The organism is Methanobacterium paludis, from assembly GCF_000214725.1.
GTDB lineage: Archaea > Methanobacteriota > Methanobacteria > Methanobacteriales > Methanobacteriaceae > Methanobacterium_C > Methanobacterium_C paludis.
This window is the reverse complement of the sequence record NC_015574.1, coordinates 983,939-1,005,444: the sequence shown is the minus strand read 5'-3', so window position 1 is coordinate 1,005,444 and position 21,506 is coordinate 983,939. Positions and strand designations below refer to the sequence as shown.

Genomic DNA, 21,506 nt, shown 5'->3' with positions numbered 1-21,506 from the left:
ATTTAAAACATTATAACCATTTAAATTGAAAATAATCCGAAAAATCTGTTTATAACAATTTTTCAGTTATGATCTATATGTGATATAGACATTGTTTAGTTTATAATATTCTTATATATAAAATCTGGGAATAATCATTTTTCTAAAGAAGAAAATTTTATAAACCGACATTTAATCACTCCTTAACGGAAAAAACAGGATTATTCCTATAATTTATTTAAATTTTATATCTACCTTTATTTTTATATTACTTTATATTTCTCTATCATTTCTATTAATTTATACTTTTTATACCCTTTTTATTTTTATTCCATTTCTCAATTTTGTGAGTTAATTATCCTACCATCTTTCATCAACTATTTTATTAAAGAAGCCCCAAAAGATGATCATGGTTTCAGTAGCATTTATAAATCCACTGTCTGATGATGGAAAACAGATAGTGAGGGAAATGGGGTCTCTTGAAGGCGTTTCCGACATTAACGAAGAGTTAATTGACGCAGTTATCCAAACAAAATCACAGGAAATTTCTGATGACGACGTTGTCCCCCAAACTTATTTTGATTTCGCCCTAAGAAGGATAGAGTGGTATATTAAGAAAAAAAACGATAAAAAATTCAATTATAAGAAATATACATTTTTATTGAACGATAATATACTAAAATTCGATGTGATCGCATTTTACCTTCTCTGTCAGGCCATAGCAATTAAATTTGGGCCTAACTCACGGGAGAGTAGGGTTATGGTAGAATCACAGGGCGAACTGATTGAGAATAGATTGGGAGAGCTCAGCAAAGCAGATAGGAAAGACCTTGTAACATTGATGTTAAACAGCTTAATAAGTTACAGCAGCATTAAATGGACATTTTTTGAAGACCTTTTAAGTTCGAGAAAACTAAACCTCCAAGACCTGATCCTGGATAACGGTGAAATCATTCTAGACAAAGAAGAATTTGTAGAGCGATTCAGTGATAGAATAGAGCACAGAGATCCTGGAAAAATGTTTGATCTGATGATTGGGGACAGAATCAAGGAGCTCATACTGATAAGAATGATCATGCAGAACACTGAAAATTACATGCAAACTGTGCATGAAAAATCAGGAAGGGAAATAGAACCCAATCCTGTGCTTCTGGAACTTGCAGATAAAGTATCGGATGTTTTATCTGCATCAGCACAGAGTTACGGATACGGTGGCAGTTTCGCAAGTGATACTAAAGCTTCACCTTTAAACCCGAAGGCATTTCCCCCATGCGTGAAGAAGGTTCTGGAAGGAATGAAATCCGGAGGACGTAACGACGCAATAATCCTATTTTTAACACCTTTCATATCCTATGCAAGGTTGTACCCATCTGTATTCAGCGAAAACATCAGTAAAAGAGTTTCAGATGTAGATCCAAATCTTGCAGCTCTTCAAAACGAGATTTTACCCATGATATTTGGAGCTGCAGATAGGTGCAATCCACCCCTTTTCGAGGATCAGCCCCAAGAGAAGGTCAATATCAATGCTAAGATGGGATTTGGAATGCATGAAACTCTTGAACTTAAAGATGAAGGTGAAACCATCTGGTACACTCCTATGAGCTGTGAAAAGGTTAAAATACATTTACCAAGTCTGTGCAAACCTGATGCAGATTGCAAAAAGATTGGAAACCCTCTCACGTATTACAACAGAAAGAAAAGAATGGTTAAAAAAGAGGAATCTCAAAATGAAAGTCCAAATGAATCTTAAAAATCAATAATCTTCAAATTCTTCAAATACAGATTTAATCTTTTAATTTTTGCTGTTTAAGAATCTTGATGTTTAAGGATATAGTTAAAGTTTTTATAAATAAACTAATCACAATTAAATCCAAAAATTGTAATGATCCATATCTTCCAATTTTTTTTGAACTTTGACGGCCTTAGGTCCAATTTCATCGACAAAACTCTTAATCAACTGTATCTGGAACATGCTTTCATAATCAGGTTCCATGTTCAGTAAACAGATAGTTGTATGAAACAATGAAATAGCTGTAGTTTCCAGTGGATCAGCAAGCCCATAATCGCTGGTGCCGCATAGCAGAACTTTGTCCTGGTAATCATCCCTCACACCTAAACGGTACAAACCTCTTGAATTACCATGAACTGAAGCAGAAGAAAATTTGTAAAAAGGACGTAAGTCATTGAGGTTAACATGTTCCTCTAAAGCTTTAAAACTTCTATCTGGAAGAATAGAACTGGGGATCCACCCATAACTCCAATTAAAGTTATCATCATATATTTCACACAATTTATCCTTTTCTTCTTCCAATTTATCAAACTTGTACTTGTCAATTGGAGGATAGCCCAATTTTTTGCACTGATTTTTATAGTCCTTTGCCTCGTTGAACCGCTCCACTACTTCGTACTTTAAGTACCTCTCTGAAACTTCATTATCATTTTCCAGTAAGAAAAATGAAATAACAGCGAGTTCATGCAGACTTCTCCAGCGGGCATTAGCCCCATCAGCATAACCTGATTTTAACAGGATGAGTATCTCATTGGATATCTGCAGAGCCCTTGCATGAATTTTAATAAGCGCATCCTTCTTGAACTTATTTGAATCATTATTTTCAAGTATTTTATTTGCATGTAATTCTCCGGCTTCCATAGAAACCCTGATTAAACTTTCTAACAGATCCAATGGTTCTTTCCATTTTTGATATAGTGAATTTTCAAATTTTTCCTGGTATTCTCTCTGTTTAACCAACATATTTCTGCCCTTTTTCTTAAGGGATTTAAAAACATCTTCAGAGAACTTGGGCAGGGATTTTTCAACCACCACTTCCACAATTCTGTCCAAATTTTCAATCATATCATGGGGAGAGCCCAACCTTCCATTAACATACGACTCTAAAGCAGTTGTTAACACAAAAGAATCAAAATCTCCTTTTGATCTGCCTACATCATTTAATTCTTCTTTTTTATTATCCAAATATACTTCTAATTCATCAATACCAATTTCTTGCTCAATTTTCAATATTATTTCTAAAAAATCAGGAAAATGTCTTTCTATTTGATATTTGAAGTCATTATAACAGTGTTCATCAATCTTTTTATTGTTTAAAGACATTGATAAGCCGGATTTTGCATCTTGCAGAACATTTTTATATTTTAATTTAAACTCTGCAATTTTTTCCACAGATTCCAAATTACTCATATTTTCATCATTTTCTTTATTCAAAGCTTTATATTCTTTATTCAAAGATAAAAAAAAGTTTTTAATTAAGTTGGAATAACCAAAAGATTCAAAAGCCTCGAAAAAGTAATTTTTTAAGATTTTAGACTGATTGTAACCCATAAGAAAGTTAGTTATCCCCAAAAATAGTTCATTTAACTCTTCGTAGAACTTAACCATAACTTTACCCACCTGACATGACCCTAACTATTTTTAAATGTAGCTCTTAATTTTATCAGTCTTAAACTTAAACAACAAAAGAAATTAATTTGGAAATTTCTTAAATTGTATTATGTAATTAATTATTTATTTTAATCTTATAAAACCCCTTACTGGATGTTATTACCCATCCTAAAATAAGACCCATAAAAGTCATACAAAATAAAGGTCATACAAAAATATATCAAACTCAATTTCCAAACCCTAATTTATATAGAAATGAATAAAAAATAAGAAGTGATAAAAATTCCGGATTTAAAACCCGCAAGCCGGGAAGAACGCAGACAGTATTACAGGGAAGAGTGGGATGTTAAAAACATTCCGGATTTCATAAAAAAATCTATTGATAAAAGGGAATTCGGATTCGACCACTTCGGTAAGGGTCCTAACGACCGTTATAAAGTATTCCGCAACACAGATTACCTGAAACGTTTTTTAAAAGCGAAAACACCTTTTGCAGCATATTGTTCTGTTGCATTCTATGAAAAACCCCGAAGAAGAGATGGCTGGCTAAAATCCGAGCTTGTTTTTGATGTGGACGCAAAGGACATTCCAATAAGAACCTGTGGCTGCGATAGTGTCTGTGAAATCTGTCTTAACGAGGCCAGAGAAATTGTATGTGGTTTGTTGGATACCCTAAAGGGAGATCTGGGACTCAAGGACATTCACGTTGTTTACTCAGGCCGAGGTTACCATCTAAGGGTCCAGGATGAGGATGTAACCAAACTAGATAGCGACGTACGTTCACAGGTTGTTAAATACCTTGTTGGGGCGGATGTACCTCAAAATGAATATGGATCAGAAGGTACTACCTACAATCTGGAGCACTTCACAATTCCCTTTGGTTATCCCCAGGTTTTTACTGAAAGAGTTAAATACGCCATTTTACACTTAACTAAAGACTCAAAACTGGATAACGTGAATGAAAAACTCATTAAAGATCTTATAAAACATAGGGAACACTTGGAAAATAATGAATGGGGTATGTTCAAAAATCAGATAGGACCTATAAGGTATAAAAAAGTTTTAAAAGGTATAGCATCCCTAAACATGAGTTTGGTGGACGCTAAAGTATCAATTGATTTAAAAAGGATTTTAAGACTTCCTTCATCTCTGCACTCAATTGTGAGTATGAAGTGTACAGAAGTAAAGGACATTGAGAACTTCGATCCATTTCGAGACGCTGTTCCAAAGTTCGTTTATGAGAGGGATGATTAAAGAGTTAAATAGAAGATTAAAAACTTTAAATAAAATTAAAAAGGTTTTACCTCCATAGAAGCTCGCTTCTATTCAAATACATATATAAAAACTCTAAAATATTATCATCACATTTTCCAGACTCTAAAAACTCAATTATATCAATTATTTCATGGTTTTTAAGTATTTCCTCCTTCAAATGCTTGCCGAACTGCAGGTAACCTATCTTATTTTCCACCAGAATATCGTTAAGGAAATATTCTGCATTTTCATATTTTCTGGGGACTTCAACAACCCATCTATCCCCTTCAACCCATGCACAATTATCATATTTCTCCAGAAATCTTTCCTGATGGTCTTTAGACCATATAAATGGACCTAAATGTTTTTTTACCCGTGGAAGTTTCCATGTTTCCAATTCAAGTAATATCACGGCTTTTTCATTTTCATCCGTCCATGAATCACTTCCTAAAACCTTAAATCCTTCCCTTTCTACGACTTGAGCCATTGAATTTTCTGTTTTTTTGATCTGGGGATAAACTGCATCTGCAGGTATTTCCGGTGGTCTGAAGGTTAGAAGGAATGTTTTTGTCCCTCTTTTTTCAAATTCTTCTTTTATTAAACTCAGATCAAATTCAAGGTTCTTTGGGTAAAAATATTCTTTTGAAGGGTTTTTAAGGAAATTTCCAGCAGCCACAACAAACTCTGACATTTTTTGAAGATTTAAAGCCGCTGCAACATTTCTATTTTTATCCACAGGGTCAACAGCAATTAAAGGATCATCAAAGAGTTCTGCTGTGCCGTAGTTTTCAAGGTCTATAATACATCCAGGTTTCCATGAATCTCTTGCAGCTTCAAGAACCCCCTGAAAGGATCCATATCGTAAAACCAGGAGTTCACAGAGGTATCCTGAAAATCCTCCCACCTTAAATTCAGATCCATATGTTCCAACAGAACCCATAAACTTCTTAAGCAGCATCACTTCATCGGCCTGGTTTGGTTTTAAATTCCTCTTAACATATTCTGTGTGAGGTATAGTCCTATCTACCGCAGATTTGAGTTGGGAAGAGTCTGCTATAATATAACATGGCACAAAATCTATTTCACATCCATTTATAAAACCCGTAACATAAGGATGAGAAGCGTAACGTTCTTCAGCTCTGCCGTTCATCATTTCGATGCATTTATGGCCCAGAGTGAGCCCCCATTTTTTCAAGTATCTCTCTTCGGTGTTTAATGGAAATTTTATGAACAGATCTATGTCTGCCTTGCCTGCCAACCAGGTCCCTTTAGCAACAGAACCTACAAGAACTGCTTCTGCAGTTATACCTTCTTTTACTGCTAATTTATTTATTATGTGGATAAGTTTATCCAAAAGATCCTTTACTTTCTTTTTTTCAGGTTCTGTGGGTTTTATATCCTCCAAAACCGCATTATAATTTATATCTACCACACATGTCACCTTTAGATTGCTGCATTCAATTTACATTTATAATTTCATTTAAATTCAATCTACGTTTCATAATCTTAAATGAAACAAATAAAAAAATTTGGTTAACTTAAATAGTTATTAGTTAAATTAAATAGGTATTAAAATTTTAAATGATAATAATTGGATAAGCTTAAAATAAAAATCCCAAAATCTATTTTGGCTTTCTATCACCAAATATGATTTTTAAGTCTCAATTTTAATTATTCAAAGTTTCCGAATTTTAAATCATTTCAAAGTTTAAATTCTTTTACATCCGTGTATACTGGTCCAACAGGTGTAAGTTCGCTCTGTTTGAGGACTATCTTTTTTACGATCATCTTTCCAATCTCAACATCTTCAAGTTCGTTTATGGCTGCTACAAGGGCATCTTTGTTATGTGCCCCTTTAACCCTGCCTATTGTAAGGTGTGGAATGTAACTTCTCTCCTTTTTGAAGCCCATTTTCACAAAATCTTCATCAAATCCCATTTGCATCTGGGAAAATGGTTCAGCATCCTCCACACCAAGCCAAATGACCCTCATATAACCCATATGGGGAAATACACCAGTATTTTTGATTGAAATTTCAAATGGTTCGTATTCCTTCATTTTTCCTTCTATCATGCCTATTATTTCATCTGCCTTTTCCCTGGAAATATCTCCAAAGAATTTGAAGGTGAAATGCAGGTTTTCTGGTTCGACAAACTTCACCTGGGCTTCGGCCTCTGCAAGTTGTTTCTGCACCTCTGTTATTTTATCCACAAGTACTTCATCCACATCTACAGCTAAAAAAGCTCTCATATTTATCACCTTGTTGCAAGATTCTTTATTCTATTAAGACTCTCTTCCGGTGTTTCTATAGTATTCAAAATGTAAACATCAAGTTTTGAGAAAATCTCTCTAAAAAAGTTCTTCCTCAATTCGAATTTCCTGTCATTTCTTATAAGTTGGTGGGGGTTGCAGAAATCTTTTTCCACCATAAAATCCACAGCCGCATCCGCATCAATCTTCATAAATGGAGGTTTATTAGAATCCCTTTCAAGAAGAACAACTGTTTTTAAAGTTGAACTTTCCCTGCTGCGTCCTCCAAATAGAGTGTTCACATCTGCGATCCCACGGCCTTTAACATCCAGTTTAACTTTATTAACCTCTGCAGCAAAATCTTTCCAGACCTCTGCTATATCATCACGTATGTAAGAATTCTTTTCTGAGGAATATATTACCACTGCATTGTCAAAAAGACGTGCAAAAAACCAATCATCGGATATATAGTTGAAATCATTGTTTTGTAGCAGCCCATAGGTCAAAGTGGTCTTTCCTGTTCCAGGAGGTCCAATTATGGCGATTGCATGCCCCATATAATCCACAACAGAACCATGAACTGAATATCTTCTGTGAACGGAATGGTAATCCTCAAAGAAATCTGAAACAGCTGCTAGAGCTATACTCTTTATCCAGCCGTAATAATCACAATTTTTGATTATGCAAGTATTAGAAATTGGTTCATACATAACATGGAGATCTCCCCCATCATTGATTGCAAATATCTTTGTATGGGGCCTTATATCCTCATTCATGAATTTAAAATTATCTTCCCATTCTTCTTTGAAGTCTGGATTGTCTGTTAAAAGTTTAACACATGCTCCATGTATATTTGCTTTTCTTTCGAATTTAACCTTAACTACAAGTTCCTGGAAGAGTTCTTCCTTTTTTTCAGGGCTTATTATTTCAACTTCGTATCCAGACATTTGTAACCACCCAAAAACTCACGGAAATCATGAAATCAACATTTTTATACCATAAAAATGAATTAAAAATTGATGACCATTAGAAATTGATGATTTATTACCCACCAATTTTTTATCAAAATCTCTTCATTTTTCAATTATGGTCTCATCAATGGCCATTCCAAAGTGTCTTGCACTTTTATCCAGGTAAACCATAACTTTATCCCCAACTTTGAGGTCTGCAACAGATATTGGCTGTTCATCTTCCCCTACAAGTCTTATGGTTTCTGCGTTTTGAAGCAAAGTCCTCAAAACAACCCCGCTGTATTCAGCTTCAACGAGTATTAAAGGCCTTTTTTCTATTTTTACACGACCAACAACAGTACTTTTGGTGTTACCCTCTTTATCTACAGTTAAAACTTCATCGCCAGTTTCTATCTCTGAAAGGTACCGGGTTTTGTTTCCAGGGGTCATGACGTAAGCATGCACCGGCCCTGCATTGACCCGAAATGGTCTTGACGCCACGTATTCACTCTCAAGAGACTCACTATGTACCAAAAACAACCCTTTGGCATAGGAACCAACTAACATTCCTTCTCCAAAGTTCATTATTGAACAAGTATCCACACAGACCCTGTCACCTGACCCCACCGGTTCAACCCGGGTAACTGTTGCAGGTTTGAGATCGTAGCTTTCAGATTCTATCTTTTCTATTAGTTCTGCAACCTTTTTAATCTCAGATACATCTTTTGGACATAACATTATGCCATCTGTACCGTATTCAAGGGTTTCAAGAGCTAATTTAGCTTCTTTGTAATCTGAAACTGCGGCTATTAATTTTACATCCTCATTTTGAAGGCTGGCTATGATGTTCTCAAGGGGTATGACAGTCCAGTCCATTCCAACCAATATCAAGTAGTCTGCAGTTTTTCCAAGCAGGGAAGCCAATTCTTCATGTTTTTTACTTGTGATCTCAACATAAGCTGCAACCTGTTTTCCTTTCCTTTTAAATCCAGATATTGCTGCCAGATCTTTTGACTGGGAGATATCTTCCGGAATTATAAGGGTTCCATCACCTTCACCATTTCTTCCAACTAAAGTTATGTCAGATACATCCACATCTGAGATAAGGGTGAAATTTCCCAGTTTTCTGATGTTCTCAACATCTGTGAAGTCCACAATGTGATCTATCCCTGATTCAAGGGCTGTTGTTATGAATTCCTTCTTCTTATCCCAACTTATACCCTCTGCCATTATCCATGCAAATTTCATGCGTTTAACTCCAAATCTTTGATCTAACGATCTCTTTCGATAATATTTAAAATATTTATTTAATGTTCATTTAACACATTAACATCAATTTAGTACCCATTAAGTATTTTAAGGGCTTCATCTACTTCAAGATTGTTGTGAACTATTCCGGCTATTGCTTTTGTTGTTTTTTGAGGCGATCTTGCCTGGAATACGTTTCTTCCGATTGCTACACCCGCACCACCAACATCAACAGAGTTTTTCACCATTTCAAGAAGTTCGCGGTCTGTTTCCACTCTTGGTCCTCCTGCTATAACCACAGGAACCGGACATCCATCTACAACCTGTTTGAATGTATCAGGGTCTCCTGTGTAATTGGTTTTTACAATATCTGCACCAAGTTCTGCTCCTGTTCTTACTGCCAGTTTCACAACATCTACATCGTGTTCATTGGTGATGTTTCTACCGCGGGGGTACATCATAGCAATGAGTGGCATTCCCCAGTCGTCACAGATCTCAGATATTCTTCCAAGTTTCATGAGCATCTCAGGTTCTTTTTCAGAACCAATATTCACATGTACCGATACTGCGTCTGCCCCAATTTTCAGTGCTTTTTCAACTGAAGTTACAAGTACCTTGTTATCTGGATCTGGTCCAAGGGATGTACTTGCTGAAAGGTGGATTATAAGTCCTATGTCCATTCCGTATCCTCTGTGGCCTCGGCCAACCATTCCTTTGTGCATTATAACTGCGTTTGCTCCACCGCTTGCAACTTCATCAATGGTACTTGCCATGTCAATGATCCCGGGAATAGGGCCTACAGATACGCCGTGGTCCATTGGCACTATCACGCATCTTCCTGTTTTTCTGTTTAGTATCCTTTCGATCCTGATTCTTTTACCTATCATAAAACATCCTCCTAATTGATTTTTGATGACCAAAGTTTAAATTCTTTTAACCTCGGTGGGATTCCATCATTTCCAGACGACTCCAACCATCCCTCGCGGGATTTTATCACCTCGTCTGATGAAGATGAGTGAACAAAATCTAAAAGTCCTCTGTTTCTTATTATTGTATCTCGAGGTTTTAAAGTTGATGACCATATGAAAAAGACCTTGAATGTGGTGTCCGGATGGTATCCTCCCCCAAGATCCACTGATAACACATCACACTTACCAATCTCCTTAATTTTTTTAGCTACAACTTCTAAAGTTTCGTGAAGTCTAACATCTGCTTTTATGAATTCAACATTTCTATTTTTATCCATAACAGAGGCCATAGCACTTACAGCCTCAGGACTGTTGTCCAGCGATATGATCCTTCCCTCAGGGGATAATTTAGAGATGATCCTAGTTGAATTACCAACGTGGCATCCAAGCTCAACCACAACATCATCTGCTTGTATAATATCTCTTAAAACTTCCCTATAAACTTTAATATCGTAAACTATTTTTATCATATAACTACCTGAATTTTAAAAGATATTCCAGAATTGATATTTATTATTCAAAGAATTGATATCTCAAATGGTATTCAAAGAATTTTATTAAAGTTATAAATCTCTATGGTTTAATACGTTACTCTTAAAAATCACAACAGGAATCAACTATTTTCCATAAACTTTTCCATAAACATTCAGTTGCCCAGTTGTTAGGCCTTGTTTGTTCTATGCTGCCCAATTAATAGTTTAAAATTAAATAGTTTAATATATTAATAAATTTAAATATCATATCAAGTAGAAAGTTAATTAAATCATTATGAACGTCATCATGCGGATTGAGGTGTAAACATGACCAATGAAGAAAAAGAACTAAAAATTGAACTTGAAACACTTTACAATGAAAAAAAAGAGTTAGAAGGGCAGATCCGTGAGCTTGACAAAGAAAAAATTGAAAAATTAACAAAAGAAAAGGAACAACTTGAAAAAAAGGTTGAATGGTTGGATAAAGAGAAAAAAAAGACAGAACGCGAGAAAGATAATTTTTTAAGACAGGTGAAAAACTCAAGACACAGAAAATGGCTCAACTCCATTAAAATGATAACATTAATTGGAGCTGCTGACCTGGTGGTTATTCCACTATTGGTCTTTCTTCTTAAACTACCAATCCAATGGATGTTTATTGGAATAGGAATAGTCACATTCTTTGGCATACTCATCACTACAAACTACATGTCCGGAACGTCCCCATTCGACACAGGGGAAATCAGGAAAGCCCTTACCGGTTCCTTTGTGGTGGAATACTTCACATTTTTGCCAATTGTAACATTTGGAGGTGCAGCAATACCTTCAGGAGAACCTCTAAAAACAATTATAGCAAATTTTACATGGGTAATGGCAATTATAATTGTGTTCTACTTTGGATCAAGGTCTGTTGAGGAATACATGAAAACAAAAGCTAGATAAGCTGTAATTCCTGCAAAAAAGCAAAAAAAATAAGTAAATCCTTAAGTTACAATTTTGTAAAATTTCTTTATTATTTTTTTAATCCTTTAAAATTTCCTTTTCTTCTTTTTGATCTTTAAATTCAAATTTCCAGCTTAAACTCTGTTAATTAGACTCAATCCTGCTAATAGACTATTCATGATTGAGATTCGAGTTATATTTTATTTTGGCAGCATGTTCACCAGCAAGGTAACCTGTGGAAAATGCTTGCTGAAGATTATAACCCCCACTGGGTGCGCATCCATCAATAATTTCGCCTGCAAAATATAAACCAGTTACAATCTTGGATTGCATGGTCTGGGGATCTATTTCTTTTTTTGAAACTCCCCCACATGTAACCATTGCCTTTTCAAGGGGTAAATGTCCTACTATTGTGAGAGGCAAGGATTTTAACAGATTAATAATCGAATTTCTTTCTTTTTTGTTGATCTGATTCAATTTTTTCTTTGGTTCCACACCAGATAACTGTATAAAAATAGGAATCATGCGGTTGGGCAGCATAAACTTCATAAAATTCTTTAAATCCGTTTTTCCATGGGTTTCAAATTGATTAAATAATTTGTTTTCAAGCTCTTCCCTTTTTAAATCTGGTTTAAAATCTATGAAAAGTGGAATTTCTCCATTTTTTTCAAGAAGAGAAATGATTTGATTGCTCAAGTCCAGGATCGTAGGGCCTGAGACTCCAAAGTGTGTGAAGATAATGTCGCTGTTATCTGAAATAATCTTCTTTTTACCATTTTTAAATGTTAAACGAACATTTTCAAGCGAAATTCCCTGTAGATCCTTCACCCATGATTCTTTGGTTTTTAGAGGAACTGAACCTGGTTTTAGAGAAGTTATCCTGTGGCCCATCTCTTCTGCAATACGAAAACCATCACCACTGGAACCTGTTGACCAATAAGACGCCCCTCCAGTAGCCAATACAACATTTTTACTATTTATACTAATATTTTCTCCATTTAAAGTAAAATTCACTCTAAAAGTATCATCAAATTTTTTAATTTTGGATAAACGTGCATTATAAATGATTTTTACCCTATTTTCCTTTAAATATTCTTTTAAAACATTTAAAATAGATTTTGAATCTTCTGTAACTGGAAAAACACGTCCTTTATCTTCAATTTTCATATCGAGACCTTTAGACTTGAAAAACGCCATTAGATCTTCATTTGAAAATGAAGAAAATGCAGATCTTAAAAAAACGCCTCGCCTTCCGAATTTTTTGGTGAACTCATTTATGGAAGCAGTGTTGGTGACGTTACATCGGCCTTTACCAGTTATAAGAAGTTTCTTGCCTATTGAATCGTTTCTTTCAATCAAGACAACATCTTTTTTAAGTTCTGCTGCGTGGATTGCGACCATCATTCCTGCTGGCCCTGCTCCTACAACAGTTATATCGTGGATTTTCAAAATAGAATCCTTCCCTTGGCTTATTAAAAAAATAAATATTGAACATCCTTCAAAATTATTTGGATTAAAGATTATTTGGATTTGGATTGATAGATTATTTAGATTAATTTTACTTGGGATTAATTTACTTCTAAAATATTCTTGAACTTCCTTAAATATCAAATTTCTCAAAAAATAAAAAAAAGTATTTGATCAATTTTATCAATATTGATCAATTTTTTTTTGAAAGAATTATTAAGGTGTGAGCCGTCTCCTGTCTCTGGGGAAGAGAACAGTTTCCCTTATGTTCTTTACGCCAGTTATGCTCATTGTGAACCTTTCAGCACCTACACCCCATCCTGAATGTGGCGGCATTCCATATCTAAATGCTTGAAGATAGGTTTCAAATGAATCAGGGTTTAATCCTTTATCTTTCATCTGCTGAACAAGCAGGTCGTAGTTGTGTATCCTCATGGCTCCGGATGATATTTCCAGGTCTTTGTACATTAAATCAAATGCACAGCTTTTTTCAGGGTCTTCTGAACCTGGCATTACATAGAACGGTTTTATTGCTGTTGGCCATCCTGTGATAAAGTAATATCCATCCATAACTTCACCCATAGCTTTTTCAGCTGCTCTTGAAAGGTCTTCACCGTAATTCATAAGCACTCCCTTTGAAGTTACAATATCAACCACATCATCGTAGTCTACACGAGGGAATGGTATTTCAGGCACTTTTAAATCCACTTCAAGGGTTTTGAGTGCGTCTCCACAGTGCTCTTTAACATCTTGAATTGCCCTTTGAATGAGTTCTTCAAGGATCTCCATGGCATCCTCATGGTCTGTGAATGCTGTTTCTAGATCTATTGAGATGGCTTCGTTGAGATGGCGGAGTGTGTCATGTTCTTCAGCACGGAATATTGGTGCTATTTCAAATACTTTGTCAAAACCAGATGCCATCATCATCTGTTTGTAGAGCTGTGGGCTCTGTCCTAAAAATGCCTCTTTTTCAAAGTAGGTTATTGGGAAAAGTTCTGTTCCACCTTCTGTGGCTGATGCAACAAGTTTTGGTGTGTTTATCTCGCGATAATCCTTTTCTTCAAGGAATTTCCTTATAGAATGGAACATCCTACTTTTTATCTTGAATATTGCACTTACATTCTGTTTTCTGAGATCCAGATACCTTGAATCAAGACGGGTATCAATCTCAGCATGGACGTTACCTGTGGTGTCCAGAGGAAGGGGCAGTTTGGATCCGTTTAAAAATTTTATCTCTTCAGGGATGATCTCAACACCGTTGGGTGCCTTTGGAGACTCCTGTACAATACCTTTAACAGCTATTACTGCTTCTTTTTTCAATTTCTTTATATCTTCAAAAAGCTTAGGTGAGATCTTCTTGCTTGGAGCTGTTATCTGCATAATACCATCTCTGTCCCTTAAAAGGACAAATATTATTCCTCCAAGGTCTCTGATCTCATGTACCCATCCCATAAGGATGATATCTTCTCCTTTTAACTCTTTTTTAACTTTGTCTGAGTAGTGGGTTCTTCTCCAGTTTTCCAATGAATCTGTCAATATAATTCACCTCTAAATAAATTTTAATAAATTTTAGATCTACTTATTGAATATTAAGTAAAATTGACGGTTATTTAACCTGTTTTAACTAAATTCTTAATACTCATTATTTTGAATAAAATTCTTGAAAAATTCTCTTTGAATGAAATCCATTCATAATGGCCCATTCACAATAGGATACGAAAAGAATATTTAAAGAATATTTGAATTCTATTATAGTTTTATCATATCCAGTATATAATCAATTTGAGCTAAGAACCTAATTGATACATTTTTTTGATAAGTAATAATAATGATTTGATCTTCTATTTGATCTATAATATAATACTCTTCCAATTCCAGGATCTATGAATTTATGATCTGTTTTCAACCATCACTCAAAGTTTCAGTCCATCTTCTCAACATCCAAAGCACGTTTTTTAAAGGATTCTGCATGGGCATAAAGTCCTTCATACTCTGCAAGGGAAACAACAACGTCTTTTAGATTCAAGATCCCATCCTTGGAAAGTCTTTGGACTGTTGGCTTTTTCAAAAATGACTCTGCAGACAAACCTGAGTACATCCTTGCACACCCCGACGTTGGGAGGACATGGTTGGTTCCAGAACCGTAATCTCCCGCAGCTACGGGAGTTAAATTTCCTAAAAATATGGATCCTGCATTGGTTATATCCTTAAGAACCCCTTCGGGATCTTCTGTCATTATGAGAAGGTGTTCTGGAGCGTATTCGTTTGAAAATTTACTGGCAGTATCAATGGAATCAACAACAATTATTTTGCCGTATTTGTTAAGCGATTCTCTTATTATCTCTTCTCTTTTCATGTTATGGATTTTATCATCTATTTCTGCACTTACAGTCTCAGCAAGACGTTTTGATGTTGTTACAAGAACTGATGCAGCATTTGGATCGTGTTCTGCTTGAGCCATGAGGTCAAGTGCTATATAATCTGGATTTGCAGTCTCATCTGCAATTATGAGAACTTCAGATGGGCCTGCAGGGAAATCAATATCAACTTCACCGTACACAAGCTTTTTAGCGGCCGTAACAAATATATTTCCAGGTCCAACTATTTTATCAACTTTAGGAATGCTATCTGTTCCATAGGCCATGGCAGCTATGGCCTGGGCTCCCCCAACCATATATATTTCATCAATACCTGCAATATGTGCAGCTGCAAGGATTATATCACTTACTTTGCCATTGGGCTGTGGTGGTGTGCAGCATATAACCCTGGAAACTCCTGCAATCTTTGCAGGTATCGTTGTCATGAGAATTGTGGATGGATATACTGCTCTACCCCCAGGTATGTAGCATCCGACTTTTTCAAGAGGGCGAACTATCTGACCAGCATTTATACCTCCATCAACTTCTATAGACCATTCGGATGGTATTTGAGCCCTGTGAAATTTTTCTATATTACTTGCAGCTTTTTTAAGGGCTTTGATTATGTTATCATCCACGTTTAAAAGGCTTTTTTCTATTTCTTCCTTTTTTACCTGGAAATTCTCCAGTTTAACCCTATCAAATTTTTCTGTATAATATCTAAGCGAATCATCCCTTCTTGCTCTTACATCATTTATTATATCTTGAACAGTGCTGATAACATCCACAGCATCAAGTTGGGAGCGCTTTAATAATTTGCTTTTTTCATTATCATTAAAATTTATGATTTCCACTGTACCACTACCATTTTTGTACAAAAACCTGATTGATATGTTAAAGTTAAATATTTTATCTGAATTTTATTTATTTTGTTTTTTTTGATTTATTATTATTTTATTCTATTCAAAAACTTTATCTGTAATGATATTAAAGATTCTATTAGCATGTTCATACCTGTTAATAACAAATATCACTTTGTTATTGCTCCTTTTATATAAAGATGTATTGTACCAAAGTATAAATAACATGTTATGTGAATCATATCATTTATGATTTAAAAGAGGGTGTCTGGTAAATATGTACAAGGATGAGCTTATACAACTGCATCAATTTCTGGTATTCGTTTTAAAGTATCTTGATGAGGAATATGAAGTAAAAGAGGAATGTAAAGAATATTTATGTCTCAATATAAGCCCTCACCACATTCACAGAACAAAAGCCGAACACAAACATGCTATTTTTGTATTATCCGCAGCTATTTCTGAAATAATCGCAAAAAACAACGATGGAACTTCTTCTAATGTCCCTAATGGGCTGGCTGAACTTGTGAAACGGTCTAAAAAAGAGTTGCTGAGATTTCAAGACCAAAATGCTTTAAAATACCAGAAACAAAAAATAAAAATGTAACAAAACTTCAACTGAAATGAAAATGAGAAAAATAGTAAATAAAAGTAAAAATTGATATAAACGTTTGATTAAAAATAATTGTAACGTAAAATGGATTAATTATAATATGTTAAATTAAAATAAAAATTGTAATACAAATAAACAGTAATTATTATAATCATCATAACCATAATAAAAATAATCAAGATAATCATATTTATACATATTTTTCATTGATCATAAAATTAGAATTTGGAATAGAATTCGATCTGGAATAGAATTCGGTTCATTAATCCATATCATTTGGTTGTTAAAAATTGATAATTTAATCTAAATTTACTAATCTAAATTACATTTCGGTTTATACTTGGTTATTTTAATATCATATAAATTAGAACTTATATGCAAATATAAATTGCACGTATTGTACGTATAATTAATTTAACGCTGTTATTTAACATTATATCAAACCTAACAATTTTTAAATTCTTAAGAGTTATTAAGTTATATTAAAGTTGAATGAGTGTATCACCATGAAAACTATAAGAAAAATGGTATGCTTAGTTGACGGAGAACATTATTTACCCGTCACAAAATCTGCCCTTGACATGCTGGATAACCTTGAACACAACGAAGTTGTTGCAGTTGTTTTCATAGGTGGCACCGAAAAGTTAAGGGAAACCTCAGAAGAGGGAGTTATTGAAAAACTTGGAAGACCCGTCCATTTCGGGGATAATCCACATGAAATACCCTACGATATCATAGGTAAAGTCATAGAAGAATATGATGCCGATGTTGTTATGGATCTAAGCGATGAACCCATAGTAGACTACTCAAAGAGGTTCAAAATCGCAACAATTGTGCTTGATATGGGAATTCCCTATGAAGGCCCTGATTTTAAATTTTATCCTATTTCAGAACATGATATTCTTAAAAAACCATCGTTTAAGATACTTGGAACCGGTAAAAGAATAGGGAAAACTGCAGTATCTGCATACGCAGCCAGACTTATTCATAAAAAAGAGTATAACCCCTGCGTGGTTGCAATGGGCAGAGGCGGCCCAGAAGAACCTGAAATTGTGCACGGGGATAAAATAGAAATAACACCACAGTATCTCATGGAACAGTCTGACAAAGGAGTTCATGCAGCATCAGACCACTGGGAAGACGCATTAATGAGCCGAATTCTTACAATAGGATGTAGAAGATGTGGCGGAGGAATGGTTGGAGATGTTTTCATAACCAACATGAAAAAGGGAGCCCAAATTGCAAACGAAGTTGATGCTGACTTCATTATAATCGAAGGAAGTGGAGCGGCCATTCCACCAATAAAAACAGATAAACACGTTGTGCTAGTAGGTGCTAACCAACCCCTAATCAATATCGAAAATTTCTTTGGACCCTTCAGGATAAAAATGGCTGATCTCGTGGTTTTAACAATGTGCGAAGAGCCAATGGCAAGTTCAAATAAGGTTAAACGGATCATAAAATTCATAAAAAGTATAAATCCCAATGCAACAGTCATACCAACAGTTTTCAGGCCCAAAGCCCTTGCAGACATAACCGGCAAAAACGTGCTATTTGCAACGACTGCACCCGACTCGATAAAAGATGTACTCATAGAACATCTTGAGAGTAACTATGACTGTAAAATAGTTGGTACAACATCACACTTGTCTAACAGACCTTTACTGCAAAATGACATCGAGAAATACATCGATGAAGCAGATGTTATGCTTACCGAACTTAAGGCTGCTGCAGTTGACGTTGCAACCAAAGATGCCCTTAAAGCTGGGCTTGAAGTTGTTTATTGCGACAACATACCCCTTGTCATTGAAGGGAACTATGAAAGTCTACCTGAAGCCATAATAAAGGTTGTTGACAGTGCCATAACTGCATTTGAAACAAGAACTGGTGCATAAAGGTGATTTGTTGGATCCAAACATTCTGAATCATCAAAAAGAATATAAATTAGAGTACAAAAAACTTTTAAAACAATTATCTTTTGGTATTCAAGAAAAAAAACTTATAGAAAATCTTGAAATCCCTGAAGATGCTTTTTTACCCTTTTTATTCTCGATCAAATTTGGTGGTGACTGGAGTCTTAAAACAGATTCTGTAAACGCCATGGCGATTAAAGAGAAAATTACGCGTTATAATGCGGATAAAATGGAAGGCTACACTCTGGAAAAGGTTTTTTTGTTTTTAAATCCACGAATACTTAAAGAAACTGGTAGAGTTCGCCGCCTCGAGAAATGTGGAAATAAAAAGGATCGTGAGATTGTTGAAAGACCTTTCCGTGTAAAAGTAGATGCAGAACGTATAATAAATGCTGTTTTGGATCCTTTTACCATGAAAATAACAATTAAAGATATGCAAGGCCCTTTAATCTTTGAGGGATCGAGTGCATATGGAATATCCCATGAAATGGAGCACTTATCCGGAAGTGAATCAAAGGGGAAATTCTTATGGGAATTCAAATACATTTTAAAGGATACAGAAATAAATAAACAAAAATAAATATGTTATAAAGAAATATATTATAAAGAAGTTATATTAATTAAACTAATAATTTAAATCAATTAAATTTGGTTTTAGGGTTTTGAAATTCTTTTTTCCATAAATTTTGCTGAAAAATCTTTTAAAAATGTATTTCAAATAAACTTAGACAAACCCCTGATCGCAAACTATTTATAGAACCTCTAACCCACTGATCAAGTACAGAGTTAAACGGAGATGATAATGTGGCACAACAAAATGGCGGCCAAGGCCAGCAAATTTTTATATTACCCGAAGATACATCAAGACTTCTGGGAAGAGATGCTAAAAGAAATAATATAATGGCAGGTAAAGTACTTGCAGAAACAGTCCGAACAACATTAGGTCCAAAAGGAATGGATAAAATGCTCGTGGACGGTATGGGAGATATTGTTGTAACAAACGACGGTGTAACCATCCTTAAAGAGATGGACATTGCACATCCTGCAGCAAAAATGCTTGTAGAAGTTGCAAAAACCCAGGAAGATGAAGTTGGAGATGGAACAACCACAGCAGTTGTAATAGCTGGTGAACTCCTGAAAAAGGCAGAAGGACTCATAGAACAGGACATACACTCAACAGTCATTACAATGGGATACAGAAGAGCTGCTGAAAAAGCCCTTGAAATTCTTGATGACATTGCAATCGACGCTGCAGACCGTGAAACACTTCTGCAGGTTGCAATGACCGCAATGACAGGAAAAGGAACAGAAAAAGCAAGAGAACCATTAGCAAATCTCATTGTAAGTGCTGTTAAACAGGTTGAAGAAGACGGTGAAGTTGACAAAGACAACATCAACATCCAGAGGATCCAGGGAGCTTCAGTTGAGGAATCCCAGATAGTAAACGGTGTTGTAATAGACAAAAGCAGGATAGATCCATCCATGCCAAAGGATATTCAGGACGCAAAAATAGCACTCCTTAAATACCCTGTTGAAGTCAAAGACCTCGAAACTGACGCTAAAATCAAACTCACAGAACCATCACAGATGCAAGCCTTCATAGAACAGGAAGAACAGATGATAAGGGACATGGTCGACAAGATCATTGCAAGTGGAGCAAACGTTCTATTCTGTCAAAAAGGCATAGATGACCTAGCACAGCATTACCTTGCAAAAGCGGGAATAATGGCTGCTAAAAGGGTTAGAAAATCTGACATAGAAAGATTAGAGAAAGCAACAGGTGCAAGGGTAGCAACAAATATCGAAGACCTCAACCCAGAAGACTTAGGTCAGGCTGGTCGTGTATATGAGAAAAAAATATTCGATGAAGTTCTCATATTCGTAGAGGAATGCAAAGATCCAAAAGCAGTATCAATAATACTCAGAGGAAGTACCAAACACGTTGCAGCAGAAATAGAAAGAGCTGTTGAAGACGCAATAGGTGTTGTCGCAGCTACAGTAGAAGATGGACAGGTAGTTGCCGGCGGTGGAGCACCAGAAATTGCAATTGCAAAAGGTTTAAAAGACTATGCTGACACCATAAGTGGAAGGGAACAACTCGCAGTAACTGCATTTGCAGAAGCACTCGAAGTTATTCCAAAAACACTCGCAGAAAACGCAGGACTTGACAGCATTGATGCACTTGTGGATCTTCGCTCCTCACAGGAACATTCCCCATACATGGGTCTAAACGTCTTCACTGGAGATGTAATAGACATGAAAGTTGGTGGAGTCATAGAGCCTAAACGTGTCAAAAAACAGGCCATCAGGTCAGCTGCCGAAGCTGCAGAGATGATCCTAAGAATTGATGACATAATAGCATCCTCAAGCTCTGGAAAACCAAGCCCAGAGGAAATGGCTGCAGCTGGAATGGGCGGAGCCGGCGGAATGCCACCAATGATGTAATTACGTCAAAAGTGACAAGTCCTAACCTACGTTAACCCATTTCTAATTTTTTATTTTCTAATTTTTTTAATTTTTTTTTAAACGTTTTTTGAAATTCTATTTTCATTTATTTTCTGATTTTTAATTTTTTGAAATTCTATTTATTTTCTACTTTCATTATTTCAGTTTTTTGAGATTCATATTTTCTATTTCATTTTTTATATATCCAAAAAAAATCCCAAATCTTAGTTTACGTATCATGATGATATTCAAAACATTGAGATTAAAAAGTTAAATCATTCAATCATTTCATCCCTAATTTTGAAGCTAATTTTAAAATATGTTCATTTTGTGCACCACAATTTACTTAATTTTACAAATTTTATCAATAGAAAGGATTTAATGATA

At 35.2% G+C, this 21,506-nt stretch carries 17 protein-coding genes; 7 read left to right on the top strand and 10 right to left on the bottom strand.

Annotated features, from left to right (window positions below; all coding sequences use genetic code 11):
* Positions 1–388 precede the first annotated feature (388 nt).
* The gene (locus MSWAN_RS04570) at positions 389–1,729 is read left to right on the top strand and encodes a DNA primase (protein ID WP_048187914.1); all 1,341 of its coding nucleotides are present in this window, start codon (positions 389–391) and stop codon (positions 1,727–1,729) included.
* 114 nt (positions 1,730–1,843) lie between these two features.
* Here MSWAN_RS04570 and MSWAN_RS04565 read toward each other — a convergent pair whose 3' ends face one another.
* The gene (locus MSWAN_RS04565) at positions 1,844–3,178 is read right to left on the bottom strand and encodes a DUF5677 domain-containing protein (RefSeq protein ID WP_161597487.1); all 1,335 of its coding nucleotides are present in this window, start codon (positions 3,176–3,178) and stop codon (positions 1,844–1,846) included.
* A 474-nt stretch (positions 3,179–3,652) separates the two neighbouring features.
* On the opposite strand from MSWAN_RS04565, the gene priS reads away from it, so the two are divergent.
* Positions 3,653–4,633, top strand: coding sequence for a DNA primase catalytic subunit PriS (gene priS / locus MSWAN_RS04560; protein ID WP_013825439.1), 981 nt, complete (start codon positions 3,653–3,655; stop codon positions 4,631–4,633).
* A 46-nt stretch (positions 4,634–4,679) separates the two neighbouring features.
* Here priS and cca read toward each other — a convergent pair whose 3' ends face one another.
* The 6 genes from cca to MSWAN_RS04530 all read right to left on the bottom strand — a co-directional run bounded on the left by cca (position 4,680) and on the right by MSWAN_RS04530 (position 10,519).
* Positions 4,680–6,065: a CCA tRNA nucleotidyltransferase gene (cca, locus tag MSWAN_RS04555; RefSeq protein WP_013825438.1), complete on the bottom strand. Its 1,386-nt coding sequence runs from the start codon at positions 6,063–6,065 to the stop codon at positions 4,680–4,682.
* Positions 6,066–6,334: 269 nt separating this feature from the next.
* Positions 6,335–6,883: an RNA 2',3'-cyclic phosphodiesterase gene (thpR, locus tag MSWAN_RS04550; RefSeq protein WP_013825437.1), complete on the bottom strand. Its 549-nt coding sequence runs from the start codon at positions 6,881–6,883 to the stop codon at positions 6,335–6,337.
* A 5-nt stretch (positions 6,884–6,888) separates the two neighbouring features.
* Positions 6,889–7,830 carry an HPr kinase/phosphorylase gene (locus tag MSWAN_RS04545; protein ID WP_013825436.1) on the bottom strand — a complete coding sequence of 314 codons (942 nt, stop codon included), beginning with the start codon at positions 7,828–7,830 and terminating at the stop codon, positions 6,889–6,891.
* A gap of 126 nt (positions 7,831–7,956) precedes the next feature.
* Positions 7,957–9,081 carry a 3-dehydroquinate synthase II gene (locus MSWAN_RS04540; protein ID WP_013825435.1) on the bottom strand — a complete coding sequence of 375 codons (1,125 nt, stop codon included), beginning with the start codon at positions 9,079–9,081 and terminating at the stop codon, positions 7,957–7,959.
* An 89-nt stretch (positions 9,082–9,170) separates the two neighbouring features.
* Entirely contained in the window at positions 9,171–9,968 is a 798-nt protein-coding gene (locus MSWAN_RS04535) for a 2-amino-3,7-dideoxy-D-threo-hept-6-ulosonate synthase (RefSeq protein WP_013825434.1), read from the bottom strand.
* Between the two features lie 11 nt (positions 9,969–9,979).
* Positions 9,980–10,519, bottom strand: coding sequence for a class I SAM-dependent methyltransferase (locus MSWAN_RS04530; protein WP_013825433.1), 540 nt, complete (start codon positions 10,517–10,519; stop codon positions 9,980–9,982).
* 330 nt (positions 10,520–10,849) lie between these two features.
* Here MSWAN_RS04530 and MSWAN_RS04525 point away from each other — a divergent pair, with 330 nt between their 5' ends.
* Positions 10,850–11,464, top strand: a complete 615-nt coding sequence (locus MSWAN_RS04525; protein ID WP_013825432.1) for a hypothetical protein — start codon at positions 10,850–10,852, stop codon at positions 11,462–11,464.
* A gap of 171 nt (positions 11,465–11,635) precedes the next feature.
* Here MSWAN_RS04525 and MSWAN_RS04520 read toward each other — a convergent pair whose 3' ends face one another.
* The 3 genes from MSWAN_RS04520 to hisD form a co-directional block, all read right to left on the bottom strand.
* Positions 11,636–12,913 carry a BaiN/RdsA family NAD(P)/FAD-dependent oxidoreductase gene (locus MSWAN_RS04520; RefSeq protein WP_013825431.1) on the bottom strand — a complete coding sequence of 426 codons (1,278 nt, stop codon included), beginning with the start codon at positions 12,911–12,913 and terminating at the stop codon, positions 11,636–11,638.
* A gap of 234 nt (positions 12,914–13,147) precedes the next feature.
* Positions 13,148–14,467, bottom strand: a complete 1,320-nt coding sequence (gene aspS, locus MSWAN_RS04515) for an aspartate--tRNA(Asn) ligase (RefSeq protein WP_013825430.1) — start codon at positions 14,465–14,467, stop codon at positions 13,148–13,150.
* 385 nt (positions 14,468–14,852) lie between these two features.
* Positions 14,853–16,142, bottom strand: coding sequence for a histidinol dehydrogenase (hisD, locus tag MSWAN_RS04510; protein ID WP_048187912.1), 1,290 nt, complete (start codon positions 16,140–16,142; stop codon positions 14,853–14,855).
* A gap of 283 nt (positions 16,143–16,425) precedes the next feature.
* Between hisD and MSWAN_RS04505 the strand changes: the two genes are divergently transcribed.
* The 4 genes from MSWAN_RS04505 (at position 16,426) to thsA (ending at position 21,119) form a co-directional block, all read left to right on the top strand.
* Positions 16,426–16,755, top strand: coding sequence for a UPF0058 family protein (locus MSWAN_RS04505; protein WP_013825428.1), 330 nt, complete (start codon positions 16,426–16,428; stop codon positions 16,753–16,755).
* Positions 16,756–17,267: 512 nt separating this feature from the next.
* On the top strand, positions 17,268–18,656 hold the full coding sequence (locus MSWAN_RS04500) for a cyclic 2,3-diphosphoglycerate synthase (RefSeq protein ID WP_013825427.1): 1,389 nt from the start codon (positions 17,268–17,270) through the stop codon (positions 18,654–18,656).
* Positions 18,657–18,666: 10 nt separating this feature from the next.
* The gene (locus tag MSWAN_RS04495) at positions 18,667–19,254 is read left to right on the top strand and encodes a putative ATP-dependent zinc protease (protein ID WP_013825426.1); all 588 of its coding nucleotides are present in this window, start codon (positions 18,667–18,669) and stop codon (positions 19,252–19,254) included.
* A gap of 224 nt (positions 19,255–19,478) precedes the next feature.
* Positions 19,479–21,119: a thermosome subunit alpha gene (gene thsA, locus MSWAN_RS04490; RefSeq protein ID WP_013825425.1), complete on the top strand. Its 1,641-nt coding sequence runs from the start codon at positions 19,479–19,481 to the stop codon at positions 21,117–21,119.
* Positions 21,120–21,506 lie beyond the last annotated feature (387 nt).